The organism is Cryobacterium sp. Hb1 (assembly GCF_004403585.1).
Classification (GTDB): domain Bacteria; phylum Actinomycetota; class Actinomycetes; order Actinomycetales; family Microbacteriaceae; genus Cryobacterium; species Cryobacterium lyxosi.
In genome coordinates this window covers 46685-61384 of the sequence record NZ_SOHI01000037.1, presented here as the reverse complement: position 1 = coordinate 61384, position 14700 = coordinate 46685, and the positions used below count along the sequence as shown (strand labels likewise).

General features: G+C 64.1%; 14 protein-coding genes. 5 read left to right on the top strand and 9 right to left on the bottom strand.

What is annotated here, in order from left to right; genetic code table 11:
* Positions 1-97: 97 nt before the first annotated feature.
* The 8 genes from E3T38_RS15450 to E3T38_RS15415 form a co-directional block, all read right to left on the bottom strand.
* Entirely contained in the window at positions 98-676 is a 579-nt protein-coding gene (locus E3T38_RS15450; RefSeq protein WP_174775258.1) for a GNAT family N-acetyltransferase, read from the bottom strand.
* Positions 669-1391, bottom strand: a complete 723-nt coding sequence (locus E3T38_RS15445; protein WP_134548998.1) for a uracil-DNA glycosylase — start codon at positions 1389-1391, stop codon at positions 669-671. Before E3T38_RS15445 ends, E3T38_RS15450 begins: the two co-directional genes overlap by 8 nt.
* A gap of 7 nt (positions 1392-1398) precedes the next feature.
* A complete protein-coding gene (locus tag E3T38_RS15440; protein ID WP_134548997.1) occupies positions 1399-2106 on the bottom strand; it encodes a Type 1 glutamine amidotransferase-like domain-containing protein in 708 nt (235 codons plus the stop codon).
* Entirely contained in the window at positions 2103-2702 is a 600-nt protein-coding gene (locus E3T38_RS15435) for a phosphoribosyltransferase (protein WP_134548996.1), read from the bottom strand. The genes E3T38_RS15440 and E3T38_RS15435 overlap by 4 nt, the downstream gene beginning before the upstream one ends.
* Positions 2703-2798: 96 nt before the next feature.
* The gene (locus E3T38_RS15430) at positions 2799-3947 is read right to left on the bottom strand and encodes a bifunctional 2-methylcitrate synthase/citrate synthase (RefSeq protein ID WP_134548995.1); all 1149 of its coding nucleotides are present in this window, start codon (positions 3945-3947) and stop codon (positions 2799-2801) included.
* On the bottom strand, positions 3940-4887 hold the full coding sequence (prpB, locus tag E3T38_RS15425; protein WP_104199330.1) for a methylisocitrate lyase: 948 nt from the start codon (positions 4885-4887) through the stop codon (positions 3940-3942). The genes E3T38_RS15430 and prpB overlap by 8 nt, the downstream gene beginning before the upstream one ends.
* Positions 4887-6422 carry an MmgE/PrpD family protein gene (locus tag E3T38_RS15420; protein WP_134548994.1) on the bottom strand — a complete coding sequence of 512 codons (1536 nt, stop codon included), beginning with the start codon at positions 6420-6422 and terminating at the stop codon, positions 4887-4889. Before E3T38_RS15420 ends, prpB begins: the two co-directional genes overlap by 1 nt.
* Positions 6423-6461: 39 nt before the next feature.
* On the bottom strand, positions 6462-7151 hold the full coding sequence (locus E3T38_RS15415) for a GntR family transcriptional regulator (protein ID WP_370449050.1): 690 nt from the start codon (positions 7149-7151) through the stop codon (positions 6462-6464).
* A gap of 88 nt (positions 7152-7239) precedes the next feature.
* On the opposite strand from E3T38_RS15415, the gene E3T38_RS15410 reads away from it, so the two are divergent.
* The 3 genes from E3T38_RS15410 (at position 7240) to E3T38_RS15400 (ending at position 11210) form a co-directional block, all read left to right on the top strand.
* Complete coding sequence (locus E3T38_RS15410) at positions 7240-9165, top strand: AMP-binding protein (protein WP_134548993.1); 1926 nt, start codon at positions 7240-7242, stop codon at positions 9163-9165.
* Between the two features lie 84 nt (positions 9166-9249).
* The gene (locus tag E3T38_RS15405; RefSeq protein ID WP_104199327.1) at positions 9250-9597 is read left to right on the top strand and encodes a DUF485 domain-containing protein; all 348 of its coding nucleotides are present in this window, start codon (positions 9250-9252) and stop codon (positions 9595-9597) included.
* The gene (locus E3T38_RS15400; protein ID WP_104199326.1) at positions 9594-11210 is read left to right on the top strand and encodes a cation acetate symporter; all 1617 of its coding nucleotides are present in this window, start codon (positions 9594-9596) and stop codon (positions 11208-11210) included. The genes E3T38_RS15405 and E3T38_RS15400 overlap by 4 nt, the downstream gene beginning before the upstream one ends.
* Before the next feature lie 90 nt (positions 11211-11300).
* On the opposite strand, the gene E3T38_RS15395 is transcribed toward E3T38_RS15400, so the two are convergent.
* Positions 11301-12080 (bottom strand): SDR family NAD(P)-dependent oxidoreductase, encoded by a 780-nt coding sequence (locus E3T38_RS15395; protein ID WP_174775257.1) that lies wholly within the window; start codon positions 12078-12080, stop codon positions 11301-11303.
* Between the two features lie 29 nt (positions 12081-12109).
* On the opposite strand from E3T38_RS15395, the gene E3T38_RS15390 reads away from it, so the two are divergent.
* Together E3T38_RS15390 and E3T38_RS15385 are read left to right on the top strand one after the other, a co-directional pair.
* Positions 12110-13207, top strand: coding sequence for an acyltransferase family protein (locus tag E3T38_RS15390; protein ID WP_241984510.1), 1098 nt, complete (start codon positions 12110-12112; stop codon positions 13205-13207).
* Positions 13208-13317: 110 nt separating this feature from the next.
* On the top strand, positions 13318-14649 hold the full coding sequence (locus E3T38_RS15385) for a bifunctional o-acetylhomoserine/o-acetylserine sulfhydrylase (RefSeq protein ID WP_134548991.1): 1332 nt from the start codon (positions 13318-13320) through the stop codon (positions 14647-14649).
* Positions 14650-14700: the final 51 nt, after the last annotated feature.

Here is a 14700-nt window from a genome sequence, read left to right as displayed (position 1 = left end):
CAAGTCCCCGAGCGCACGGGTTGCGCGCTCGGGTACTCGTCGGCAGTGGCGGTCGGGCGCGCACATCGGTGGGCACGTACTCGCACCCGCGACTGCACTACTTCAGGCTTTTCTGCAGCAGAATCGTGCCGAGCCAGCGCTCGAACTTGAAACCGACCTTGCCCATGCGGCCGATCTCGGCGAAGCCGAAGTCGCGGTGCAGCTTGATCGAGGCATCCGCTCCCTGGTCGGCGATGACGGCGATGATCTCCTTCAGGCCGGCTGCTTTAGACCGTTTGATCAGCTCGCCGAGCAGCTCGCGGCCAAGCCCCTTACCCGTCGATGCCGCGCCGAGGTAGATCGAGTTCTCCACCGTGAACCGGAACGCCTTCTTCTGTTTCCACGGGCTGACCAGGGCGTAACCGAGAATTTGGCCGGCCGGCGAGACAGCGACGATGAACGGCATGCCCTGCTTGTTCAGGTAGTAGAACTTGTCGCGCCACTCGGCGAGCGTCATCGCGTCCTCGTCAAAGGTCACGGTACTGTTCGCGACGTAGTAGTTATAGATCTCGCGAATGTGCGGCAGATCCGTTGCTCGAACCTCGCGCATCGTGTATTCGAACGGCGCCTCGACCGCGATTTCCGGTCGCAGGTGGCGGGGCAGTCGACGACGAGGCTCGTATTCTTCCTCAAGCACCCGGCACTCCCCTTTCTGGTTGGTTCCAGATTACCGGAAGAGCCCACTGCACCGGTGCCGCCCCCTGCGCGGTGAGCAGCCGGTTGGCGCCGCTGAACGGCCGGGAGCCGACAAAGCCGCGACGGGCTGAAAGGGGGCTCGGGTGCGCCGATTCAATGACGGGCGTGTCGCCGAGCAATGGCCGAAGCGCGCCGGCATCTTTGCCCCACAAAATGGCCACGAGCGGATGCTTCCGTCGCACGAGAGCCCGGATCGCCTGGTCGGTCACGCTTTCCCAGCCGTGGCGACGATGCGATCCGGCTGCACCGGCCCGCACGCTGAGCACCCGGTTGAGCAGCAATACCCCCTGATCGGACCACGCCGAGAGGTCGCCGTGCTCGGGGCGCGGCAGGCCCAGGTCGGCCGCGAGCTCGGTGTAGATGTTGCCAAGGCTCCGCGGCACCGGCCGCACGTCGGCGTTGACGGCGAAGGCCAAACCGATCGGATGCCCCGGAGTGGGGTACGGGTCCTGCCCGACGATGAGCACCCGTACGGCGTCGAACGGTTGTTGAAACGCGCGCAGCAGATGCTCCGGCGCTGGCAACACTACGTGGCCGGCCGCCCGTTCGCTCGCCAGAAAATCACTCACTCGGGCCAGATCGTCGGCCACGGGAGCGAGCACTCGCGCCCAGCCCGGGTCGATCTGCCCGGTTGCCGCGAGCGCATCGAAGTTCATGAGCCGGTCAGGCGCCGATGGTGCTCACGAGAACGCCACCGTCGGCCTGACTGATCCGCCAGACGCTGCCGGCTCCGAGCACGCCGAGGGCGCCCTCACCGACCACGAGCACGGTATTCTCGTCGATGGCCAGGCCGCCGTCGATCAGTCCCGCCTCGGTTGCCGCGATCAGTCGGGACAGGCTGCCGGACTGGGCAGCATGCACATCGACCGTGACGTCGAGCAGGCCGATCCCCTGGGCCAGGGTGATTTCATCGAGGCCCTCCGAGACGTGTTCCGGAGTGACCTCGACGCCGCCTATACGCCAGCCGCCGATGAGGGCGCGTTCGGCCGCGATCATGGCGCCGGCCGAGAAACCGAGGTAGGGCACACCACCAGACACCTGGCGGCGAATCTCACCGGCAATCGGCAGCAGAGCGGCCAAATAGTCCGGCGTCACCCCGCCGCCGATGATGATGCCATCGACGGCGCCCAAAGCGGCCAGGGTGGCCGTGTCGCCGGGCGCGAGCACGGTGCGGCGGGTCTCCACGCCGGTGCCGAGCGATGCGGCGAGCTCTTCGGCGTGCGCACTGCCCGGGCCGACAGTGATGATCGCCACGACCGGTTCATCGCGACCAGCCTGGCCGGCATAAGCAAGCACCTCGGACCGGAAGGTCGCGAAGACCGGAACGTCGTGTACGGGGTCTCCGCCGCCGCCGACCAGGTGCACGCTCACGCGGCCACCTCGGCCGTCACGTCGGCAGGCAGGCCGGCCGTCACGTCGCCAGGCAGGTCAGCGAGCGTTTCCGGCGCGCTGCTGTCGAGGGCTCCCGCAACCGGCGCCAGCGCCGACCAGGGGAACACGATCCATTTGTCGGTCTCGCGCCAGGTGAAATCGGGCACGTGCACCGTGCGCGGCTTGGTATACAGGGTCGCGGTGCGCACCTCCATCGCGGTCTCGCCGAGCAGGCGCATGACCAATGCGAGGGTGTGGCCAGAGTCAGAGACGTCGTCGACGAGCAGAACCCGCTTGCCGGCGAGGGCCGGGGCGTCGAGCATCGGCGCCGACAGCACGGGCTCGGGCAGTCGTTCGTCGATGCCGGTGTAGAACTCCACGTTGATGCTGCCGCAGCTCTTCGTGCCGAGCGCGTAAGACACAGCGCCGGCCAGCAGTAGTCCGCCGCGGGCGATGGCGATCACCACATCGGGATGAAAGCCACTGCCTCGCACTTGAGTCGCCAGCTCACGCGACGCCGCGGCGAAGTCGGTCCACTGCAGAATTTCGCGGTCAATCACGAGCGGAGGGGACGCATCCTGGGCATCTAGTGTCATCCGTCAATGCTAGCTATGTCTGAGCGCGCACGAAGCGGATGCCGCGCTGCCAACGGGCAACGGGCAACGGGGCATCCGTTTCGCAAGATGAGAACGCTACAAAACCTGACGCTGATCGACGCCGTTGTAGGCAGACAGCGGGCGAATGAGCGCGTTGCTCTTCTTCTGCTCCATGATGTGCGCGGTCCACCCGGTGATGCGCGCCGCGACGAAGATCGGCGTGAAGGTGAGGGTATCGAAGCCCATCAGGTGGTAGGCCGGGCCCGACGGGTAATCGAGGTTGGGCAGAATCGCCTTCCGCGTCGTCATGGCCGTCTCAAGGGCTTCGTACAGTTCGAGCAATTCCGGCTTCTGGTAATGGTCGACCAGGGAGACGAGCGAGGCACGCATCGTCGGAACCCGCGAGTCACCGTTCTTGTAGACGCGGTGCCCGAAACCCATGATCTTGCGCTTCTCGGCGAGCGCCTGGGCCAGCCACGGTTCGGCCCGCTCGGCCGCGCCGCTGCCGAGGCCGATCTCGGTGAAGGTGTGCATGACGGCTTCATTGGCGCCGCCGTGCAGGGCTCCCTTGAGCGCCCCGACCGCACCGGTCACGGCCGAATACAAATCGGACAGGGTCGAGGTGATAACCCGTGCGGTGAACGTGGACGCGTTGAAGGAGTGCTCGGCGTAGAGAATCATCGACACGTCGAAGGCGTTGACGACGATAAGCTCCGGCACCTCGCCGAAGGCCATGTGCAGAAAGTTCGCTGAATAGCCGAGGTCGTCGCGCGGTTCGACCAGATCGAGCCCGTGGCGGCGGCGTTGGTCGTAGGAGACGATCGCTGGCAGCTGGGCGAACAGGCGAATCGATTTGGCGAGGTCGGATTCCGGCGACGGATTCTCGGCGTCCGGATCGCTCGCACCCATGACGCTCACCGCGGTGCGCACGACATCCATCGGGTGCGCGGTAAGCGGCAGCTCGTCGATGATGCGCTTGATCACCGGGCTGAGGTGGCGCGCCGACCGTTCGAGCGCCTCGAAGTCGGCGAGCTGCTGCTCGTCAGGTAGTTCGCCGTGCCAGAGCAGGTAGGCGACCTCTTCGAAGCTCTTCTTGGCCGCGAGCTCCTGCACCGGATAGCCCCGGTAGAGCAGTGAGTTGGTCTCCGGATTGACCTTGGAGACCGCGGTCGTGTCGACGACGACACCGGTCAGGCCCTTGTAAATGTGGGGAGTGACGTGTGGCAGTGTTTCGGTGTCAGACATTGTGCTCCTTCAGACCTTGCGCCGAACTGGGCGTGGAAATGTGCGGGTTCAGGGTGAAATCGAAGATACCCGAATCGAACTGACTGTACGAGGCATAATCGAGCAACTCGTACAGGTCGGCCCGGTGCTGCATCTCGGGCAGCATCGTGGTGAGCGAGCCCGTCTGCTCGATCGCGTCGAGTCCACGCGCCGCCGCCCCCATCGCCAGGCGCAGCAACGACACCGGAAAGATCACCAGGTTCATGCCCACATTCTCGAGCTGCTGCACCGTGTACAACTCGCCCTTGCCGAACTCGGTCATGTTCGCCAAGATCGGCACCGACACGGCTGCGCGAATTGTTTCGAACTCGGCCAGGCTGCCCATCGCCTCGGGGAAGATCGCGTCGGCCCCGGCATCCTGCAACTGCTTGGCCCTGGTGACGGCGGCGTCCAACCCGTCAACGGCACGGATATCGGTGCGTGCCATCACGAGAAAGTTCGCGTCCCGGCGCGCATCGACGGCGGCGCGGATGCGCTTGATCGCGGTGTCGGCGTCCACGACCTGCTTGCCATCGAGGTGGCCGCAACGTTTCGGGTTGATCTGGTCCTCGATGTGCATGCCGGCAAGTCCCGCGTCTTCGAGGGTCTGAATCGTGCGCGCCACGTTCATCGGCTCGCCGAAACCGGTGTCGGCGTCAACGATCGCCGGCAGGTCGGTCATGCGGGCGATCTGCTGCGACCGGCCGGCCACCTCGGTAAGAGTGGTCAGGCCGATGTCGGGCAGGCCGAGGTCGGCCGAGAGCACCGCGCCCGAAATGTAGACGCCCTCGAAACCCTTCTGCTGGATGAGCTTGGCCGAGAGCGGGTTGAACGCGCCGGGGTAGCGCAGAATCTTTCCGCTGGTCAGGCCAGCCTTGAGCGCGATGCGCTTGTCGGCTGCCGTCACGCTGGCGTAAAGCATTAGAAGATTCCGTTCGGGGTGGCAATCGACGCCAGCATTCCCGGTTTGGCCACGATGGTCAGCCCTCCGAGGTCTGCGGCGCCAAGCTCCGGCAGGCGCTGGGCCAGGGCGAGGAATCGTTCGATCTCGAACTCCTCCATTACCGGCGCGGCCAGCGTGCGGAACTTATTGATGTACTCCGAGCGAGCGAAGGGACGAGCGCCGAGTGGATGCGCGTCAGCGACGGCGATCTCGTCAACCAGGCGGGTTCCATTGGTGAGTTCGATTTCGACGCGACCACCGAATGCCTTTTCGGCCGGATCGAGGGAGTGGTAGCGACGCGTCCATTCCTTGTCTTCAGTCGTCGTGACGGTGTTCCACAGCGCGATGGTGTCGGGGCGGCCGGCACGCTCGGGGCTGTAGGAGTCGACGTGGTTCCAGGTTCCGTCTTGCAGGGCCACCGTGAAAATATAGGGAATGGAGTGGTCGAGGGTTTCGCGGCTCGCGGTGGGGTCGTACTTCTGCGGGTCGTTGGCGCCGGAGCCGATCACGTAGTGCGTGTGGTGGCTGGTGTGGATGACGATGCTCGTGATCGCGCCGGCCACGAGCAATTCGGGGTGCTCGTTGTGCAGCCTGCGGGCGAGGTCGATCCAGGCCTGCGCCTGGTACTCGGCCGAGTGCTCCTTGGTGTAGCTGTCGAGAATGGCGCGTTTGATGCTGCCGGCGGCTGGCAGCGACACGTCGTAGGAGCCGTCTGGTCCGTCGAGCAGCCAGGCGATGACACCGTCTTCGCCCTCGTAGATCGGGGTCGGGCTGGTCTCACCGCGCAGCGCTCGGTCGACGGCTTCGACGGCCATCTTTCCGGCGAACGCCGGCGCGTGGGCCTTCCAGGAGGAGATTTCGCCCTTGCGCGACTGACGGGTGGCGGTCGTTGTGTGCAGCGCCTGGCCGACGGCCTGAAAGATGATCTCCTTGTCGAGGCCGAGCAGGGTGCCGATGCCGGCAGCGACCGACGGGCCGAGATGGGCAACGTGGTCGATCTTGTGCTCGTGCAGGCTGATCGATTTCACCAGGTCGATCTGAATCTCGTAGCCGGTAGCGATGCCGCGAATCAGGTCGCTGCCGGTCAGGCCGCGCGGCGCGGCGAGGTGCTGGGCGACGGCCGTGATCGGTGGGATGTTGTCGCCCGGGTGGGAATATTCGGCGGCCAGAAAAGTGTCGTGGTAGTCGAGTTCACGAACGGCGACGCCATTGGCCCAGGCGGCCCACTCCGGGGAAACCCGGCGTGCCGGCGCGAGGCCGAATACGGTTGCGCCATCACCACCGTTGGAACGCGGGTGTGCCAGTGCCTGCGAGCGAGCAGCGATCACCGGGCGCCGGGTCAGGCTGGCCGCAGCCACGGAGGCATTATCGATCACCCGGTTGATGACCATTTCGGTTACTTCCTCGGAGACTGCGGCGGGGTCGGCGGCGACCTCGGCGATCTTCCAAGCCAGCTGGTCCTCGCGGGCCAGATTCTCGTCACTCCTGTGAACTCGAACATGGTGCTGCTGCACGGTGGGTCCCTTCGTTGGTCGGCCGGAGTCGTTGATCGACTACCGTTCCGAGTCCTCTTCGATCGCCGCGAGGACGCTCAAGAGGCTTTGGTGGAGATGAATATGGGTGGCATGGGCTGCCAGCGACGGATCACCGGCAATAATGGCGTCAATAATCAGCAGGTGCTCGGTGGCTGCGGCACGAAGCCGCCGCGGATTGCTTCGGGCCAGCCGACGGATTCGGGCCAGGTGGGTGCGTACGGCGCGCAGGGCGCCGACCAGAAAGGGATTTTCAACGGCCGCATCGACGGCGTCTTCGAGTTCGTCGATGAGCGCGTAGTAGCGGTGCACACCAATATCGCCCTGATCCAGAAGCTCAGGGGCAGTCACAAATGCATCGCGGAGTTCTTGAAAAGGTGCGGGCTCGCGCCGGGTGGCAGCCAGGCGAACGGCCTGCACCTCGAGCGCCTGGCGCAGTTCGTATAGTTCGGAGATACTGTCAACGGAGATATCGGTCACCTCGAAGCCACGACCACGACGTCCCACGACAAGGCCGTCGGCGATCAATCGGGCCACCGCTTCGCGCAGCGGAGTACGGGATACGCCGATGCGCTCAGCCTGTTCGACTTCGAGCAGGGCGGCACCGGGGGCGAGGAGGCCATTGAGAATCTCTCCGCGCAGCTGACGGTACGCCCGCTCGCTAGCCCGAAGCGGTGCGCCCAACCCCAACATTGCGGTTTCTGTATACACAAAAGTGATCCTATTCCACCTTGCTGGGTTATATGCAATACTTCAAGCACTCTTTGTATACAGAGAAACTTCGATGGAGAAGGTTTACATGAACGGCGAATCAGGTGCGAGCTACCGGGAAGCTTGGCGACGCAGCATTTCGTCGCCAGAGGATTTCTGGCTGGAGGCTGCCGCCGGCATCGAGTGGATCACGCAACCGACGAGTGCCCTCGCCGTTGACGGCACGGCGACCGGAAGCTGGTTTCCGGGGGGCACACTCAACACGAGCTATAACGCTCTCGATCGACACGTTCTCGCCGGGCGAGGCGCCCACACGGCATTGATCTACGACTCCGCAATGACCGGCACCCGCATACAGCTCAGCTACCTCGACCTGCTCGGTCGGGTCGCCAAATTCGCCGGCGCCCTTCGCGCCAACGGCGTCGGTACCGGCGACCGGGTCATCATCTACCTGCCGATGATCCCCGAAGCCGTCGTCGCCATGCTCGCCTGCGCTCGCATCGGAGCGGTGCACTCCGTTGTCTTCGGCGGTTTCGCCGCGACGGAACTCGCCGTGCGCATCGATGACGCCCGTCCCAGTGTCATCGTCACGGCATCCGGTGGTCTCGAACCCGGCCGCATTGTTGAATACCTGCCGCTCGTCGAGAAGGCCATCTCCCTGAGCCAGGGCTCGGTGCACACGGTCATCGTGCGGGACCGAGAGAGTGTTCCCGGCTCGGCTGCGGACTACCACGACGGTTCCACGGATACCGTGTGGCTGGACTGGGCCGACGAGGAGACCAAAGCCGCGCCGGCTGACCCGGTCGCCCGGCGGTCCGAGGATCCGCTGTACATCCTCTATACATCCGGCACGACCGGAAAGCCCAAGGGCATCATTCGCGACAACGGCGGCCACGCTGTCGCCCTGAACTGGTCGATGCGCAATGTGTACAACGTGGGCTACGGCGACGTGTATTGGACCGCTTCCGATGTCGGCTGGGTGGTCGGCCACTCCTACATCGTCTATGCACCCCTTCTGGCCGGCGCTACCACGGTGATTTACGAGGGCAAGCCCATCGGCACCCCCGATGCCGGGGCTTTCTGGCGTGTCGTCGACGAGTACAAAGTGAAGGTGCTGTTCACCGCTCCAACGGCCATTCGAGCCATCCGTCGCGTCGACCCTGACCTGCTCGAACTGAAGAACCACGACGTGTCCAGCCTGACCAGCCTGTTCCTGGCCGGGGAACGCCTCGACCCCGAAACCTTCCACTGGGCCAACGATGGGTTGCACTGCCCGGTCGTCGACCACTGGTGGCAGACCGAAACAGGGTGGCCAATCTGCGCCAACCTGCTCGGCATCGAAGAGTTGCCGACCAAACCGGGCTCGGCCACGGTTCCGGTGCCCGGGTACGACATCGCCATCCTCGATTCCCGGGGCCGACCGATCGAGAAGATCGGTAAGGACGGCAACATCGCCATCCGACTTCCGCTGCCACCCGGCACACTTCTCGGAGTCTGGGGCAGCGAGGACCGTTTCACGAGTTCTTACCTGACCGCTTTTCCCGGCTACTATGCCACCGGTGACTCCGGACATTTCGATACCGACGGCTACCTGTTCGTGATGGGTCGTACCGATGACGTGATCAACGTTGCCGGGCACCGGCTCTCGACCGGTTCCCTCGAAGAGGTCCTCACTCTGCACCCTGCCGTCGCCGAGTGCGCCGTACTCGGCGTGCACGACCCGCTCAAGGGTCAGCGTGCCGCGGGTTTCGTCACCCTCAAAGCGGGCAGTATTGTCGATCACGACACACTTGCCGCAGAACTCGTCGCCCTCGTTCGGGAACACGTCGGCCCGGTCGCAGCGTTTCGCGACGTCACCATCCTCGACCGGCTGCCCAAAACGCGGTCGGGCAAGATTCTTCGTAAGACCATTCGGCAAATCGTCGATGGCGAAGAATATTCCATCCCTCCCACCATCGAAGACCCCACTGTTCTCGACGATCTGAAACGGGCGCTGTCGGCATCCGTTTCCTAACCCAGTCACGAGCATTCCGCCCCCACCGGGAGCCCGCACTTTTTTCCACACCCGCATTTTCCATCCCTGAGGCAAGGAGGCCCCATGAGTGAAGCAGTGAAAGACGCCCCACCGAAGTCCACAATCGATTACGAGGCCTACGAGAAGACGCCGCAGTTTTTGCACATGAAGAAGACCCGCAACCGATTCGTCGTGCCGCTCTCGATCTTCTTCCTGGTCTGGTACATCGCCTACGTTCTCGCCGCGGCGTATTTGCACGATTTCATGGCGACGCCGGTCTTTGGGAGCATCAACATCGGCCTGCTCCTCGGCCTCGGCCAGTTCGTCACCACCTTCATCATCACGATGAGCTATGTGACCTTCGCCAACCGCAAGATCGATCCCCTGACCGAAGAACTTCGCGGCGAACTTGAGCGGATGGAACAGCGATGAACGCTTTACAAATTCTGGCCGAAACCGTCAAACCGGTTGAAAACAACCCGGTACTCAACATCTCGATCTTTCTCGCCTTTGTGGCGGTGACGCTGATCATCGTGATCCGTTCGGGACGCAACAACAAGACCGCCGCAGATTATTACGCGGGTGGCCGCTCCTTCACCGGGCCGCAGAATGGTTTCGCCATCGCCGGAGACTACCTCTCAGCAGCGTCGTTCCTCGGCATCGTCGGCGCGATCGCCGTCACCGGCTACGACGGTTTCATGTATTCCATCGGATTCCTCGTGGCCTGGCTCGTCGCCCTCTTGCTCGTCGCCGAGCTCATGCGCAACACGGCCAAGTTCACCATGGCCGACGTGCTCTCCTTCCGATTGAAGCAGGGCCCCGTGCGCATGGCAGCAGCAACGACCACCCTGGCGGTCTGCTTCTTCTACCTGCTCGCCCAGATGGCCGGTGCCGGCGGACTCGTCTCACTGCTTCTCGGCATCAATGACAAGCTCGGCCAGTCCATCGTGGTGACCGTCGTCGGTGGCCTGATGATCGTCTACGTACTCGTGGGCGGCATGAAGGGCACCACCTGGGTGCAGATCGTCAAGGCATTCCTGCTCATCATCGGTGCGTTCGCGATGACCGTCTGGGTACTCGCGATCAACGGCTTCAGCCTGTCGAACCTGCTCGACAGCGCGGTTGCCGTCTCCGCCGCCGGCGCAGACATCCTGGCCCCGGGCCTGAAGTACGGCGCGAACCCGCTCGACTTCATCTCCCTCGCCCTCGCCCTGGTGCTCGGCACCGCCGGCCTGCCGCACGTGCTGATGCGTTTCTACACGGTTCCGACCGCGAAGGAAGCTCGTCGTTCGGTCGTCTGGGCTATCTGGCTCATCGGCGCGTTCTACATCTTCACCCTGGTGCTCGGCTTCGGTGCCGCGTCGCTCGTCGGTGCGGAAACCATCGAGGCCGCTCCAGGCGGAGTGAATTCGGCAGCCCCACTGCTCGCGCTCGCCCTCGGCGGTCCGCTGCTGCTCGGCTTCATCTCGGCCATCGCCTTTGCGACGATCCTGGCCGTCGTGGCCGGCATCACGATCACGGCAGCAACGAGCTTCGCACACGACATCTATGGCTCCGTCATCAAGAAGGGCAAGGGAAACCCTGACGACGAGGTCAAGGTCGCCCGTCGTACCGTCGTTGTCATCGGAATTCTGGCCATCGCCGGCGGTATCGGCGTGCAGGGGCAGAACATCGCCTTCCTGGTGGCCCTGGCCTTCGCCGTCGCGGCGAGCGCCAACCTGCCGACCATCCTCTACTCGCTGTTCTGGCGTCGGTTCACGACCCGTGGCGCGGTCTGGAGCATGTATGGCGGACTGTCCTCAGCCGTTCTGCTGATCATCTTCTCGCCGGTGTTCTCGGGCACGCCCACCTCCATGTTCGGCGAAGGTGTCGACTTCGCGTTCTTCCCGCTGAGCAACCCGGGCATCGTCTCGATCCCACTCGGATTCTTCCTGGGCTGGCTCGGATCGGTCACCAGCACCACGAAGGAGAGCCCGAAGCTCGCCGCCGAAATGGCCGTGCGCTCACTCACCGGTCACGGCGCCGAAAAGGCCGTCGAGCACTAACCCCCCGCCCCTCCTCCGCATTACGAACGGGCTGGCCAGGATCTCACGATCCCGTCCAGCCCGTTTTTTAGCAACGCTGCGGGCTGCCTGCTACTCCCGAACTTTTAGGGGACCACGGGCGATGCGGGTCGTGGCAGCCTGGGCGACCGGCTTGATCACGATCAGGTCGAGGTTCACGTGCGCGGGCCGCTCAACACTTGCAACGATGGTCTCGGCGATGTCCTCGGCCGAGAGCGGGTCGGGCACGTTATCGTAAGCTGCGACAGCCTTGTCGGCGTCACCGTCAAAGCGAACCAGACCGAACTCATCCGTTTTGACCATGCCCGGCGCGATCTCGATCACCCGGATCGGCTCACCGGAGAGTTCGAGGCGCAGCACCTCGGTCATGGCGTGCGCGGCGAACTTGGCCGCGTTGTAGCCGCCACCGCCGAGGTAGGCGACATGGCCCGCAATCGACGTGACGGTCACAATATCGGCTGATCCGGCCCCGGAGTCGATGCCGGCGCGCAGTAGCGGCAGGATGGCCGTGGTGACCCGCTTGACGGCGAGCACGTTGATCTCGTACATCCAGGCCCAGTCTTCGATGCTGCCGGCCTCGACCGAGTCGAGACCCTTGGCGCCGCCGGCATTGTTGACGAGCGCGTGCACCGGGCCGCTGGCGGCGAGGTAGTCACGCAAGGCGTCGACATCCGCCTGCACTGTGAGGTCGGCGGTGAAGACATCCGCCCCCGTTTCGGCTTGCAGCGTTCTGAGGCGGTCAGCACGCCGCGCTACCCCCACCACGTTCCAGCCATGCTCCCGGAACAGGCGTGCCGTTGCCGCTCCAATTCCTGAACTTGCTCCGGTCACAACCACTCGTCGAGTACTCATTTGTCCATTGTGGCGGGAGAATGGTGTCAATGAGCGCACTGGACACCACCACTTCACCGCAGAAGCGTCGCGTACCCCTCTGGGACAACGCGCGCTGGGTCGCCGTGACCCTCGTGCTGATCGGCCACGCGATTCTCAAACTCATCGGCGAATCGGATGTCGCGTACACGCTGTATCTGTTCATTTACGCCTTCCACGTACCCGTCTTCGTGGCCGTGAGCGGCTACTTCGCCAAGTCGGGACCACCAGACGCGCGGCAGCTGCACCGGCTGCTCACCGACATCATTTTTCCGTACGTCATCTTCGAGACGGTTTGGACGGTGCTGCGCTGGATCCTCGGCGGCAAGTTCGTTCTGGACTACTCCACCGCGAGCTGGACGCTGTGGTTTCTGCTCGCCCTCCTGCTCTGGCGCATTGCCCTGCCCTACCTCGTGCTTCTGCGCTACCCCCTCATCATCAGCATAATTATCTCGATCGGGGCCGGCTACCTGCCCAATATCGACGGCACGTTCGCCCTGTCCCGCACCCTCGGGCTGCTGCCATTCTTCGTCTTCGGCTGGAAAATGCGCCAGTGGCAGCTGACCGATACCTGGCTCGAACTACGTGATGGCCTGATCTGGCGTTGGCGGGCCGGGGCGATCGGACTGTTCGCCCTGCTGTATCTGCTGATCGGGCTCAACATCGAAACCCTGCGCACCCTGCAGGTGCGCCGATTCCTGCTCTACGACGAGGCGTACGCGATATTCGGGTATTCCGAGTTCTGGGCCGGCGGCATCCGTTTGGCCGTCATGCTGCTCGCCTGTGCGCTCATCGTGGCGTTCCTCATGCTGATTCCGCGCCGCACGACCTGGGTGACCAACCTCGGCACGGCCACGATGTACATCTACCTGCTGCACACCTTCGTGCTGTACCCGCTGCGCGAAACGGGCGTGCTCGACGGGCCGCAGCCTGCGTGGGTATTGCCGGGCATGATCGTGCTGAGCGTGGCTACCTCTTTCCTGCTGTCGACGCCCCTCGTTCGACGACTGGCTCGGCCCTTCGTCGAACCGAAAGCCCGGTGGCTGTTTGGCACGACCATGGCGACGCCGCCCGGAACGATCGTGTTGCCACACCGCGAGCGCACCTAACCGCCGCGACAACGTGACGTTGTGTTTCGCCCACTCTTGCACGGCCATTCGCGCCTTCATATGCTCGGGGCGAAGCCGGACATTCCGCGCTGAGTAATCCGGAGGCTACTGTGACCGACAATTCTTCATCGTGGAAGTTTGAGACCAAGCAGGTCCACTCCGGGGCCCGGCCCGACCCGGTCACGAACGCGCGCGCTACCCCGATCTATCAGACCACTTCGTATGTCTTCAACAGCGCCGAGCACGCGCAGAACCTGTTCGCGCTGGCCGAGTTCGGCAACATCTACACCCGCATCCAAAACCCCACCCAGGCGGTCGTCGAAGAGCGCGTGGCCGCGCTCGAGGGCGGAACCGCCGCACTGCTGCTGTCCAGCGGCCAATCGGCATCCACCTTCGCGGTATTGAACATTGCCCAGGCCGGTGATCACATCGTGTCGTCGAGTTCTATCTACGGCGGCACCTACAACCTGTTCAAGTACACCCTGGCCAAGCTGGGCATCGAAACCACATTCGTCGAAGACCAGGATGACGCGAATGAGTGGGAGCGTGCGGTACGCCCCAACACGAAGCTGTTCTTTGCCGAGACGATCGGCAACCCGCGCATCAACGTGCTCGATATCTCGCTCGTCGCCGATATCGCGCACGCGGCCGGCATTCCGCTGATCGTCGACAACACGATTGCCACGCCCTATCTGATTCGCCCGTTTGAGTACGGCGCCGACATCATCGTGCACTCGGCAACGAAGTTTCTTGGCGGCCACGGCGCCATTATCGGAGGCGTACTCGTTGACGGCGGCACGTTCGAGTGGTCGAAAAACGTCGAAAAGTTTCCGGGACTGACCGAACCCGACCCGTCCTACCACGGCGCGAGCTATACCACCGCGGTCGGCGACGGCATTGCTTACATCATCAAGGCCCGCGTACAGCTGCTGCGCGACCTCGGAAGCGCGATAGCCCCGGCCAGCGCCTGGCAGCTCATTCAGGGCATCGAAACACTCAGCCTGCGCATTGAACGCCATGTGCAAAACGCCCAGGACATCGCCGAATGGCTCGACCACCACGATGACATTGCCTCGGTGAACTACGCCGGACTGCCGTCGAGCCCCTGGTATACCAACGCCAACAAGTACGCTCCACTCGGCGTCGGAGCTGTGCTCTCGTTCGAGTTGAAGGGCGGGGTCGCGGCCGGCCGCGCCCTCGTCGACAACCTGACTCTGTTCAGCCACCTCGCCAACATCGGGGATGTACGTTCCCTGGTCATTCACCCGGCGTCGACCACGCACTCCCAGCTGACCCCTGAGCAGCAGCTCACGGCCGGAGTCACGCCCGGCCTGGTGCGGCTCTCCGTGGGCATTGAGAACGTCGCCGATCTGAAAGCCGACCTCGAGGCCGGTCTGGCTGCAGCGCGCGCCGTCGTCAAGCGCGACCGCAGCAACGCCTGACGATCGCTCTTCGCCCGGGCGTACGACGTAACATGCGCCCGGGCTGCTCAT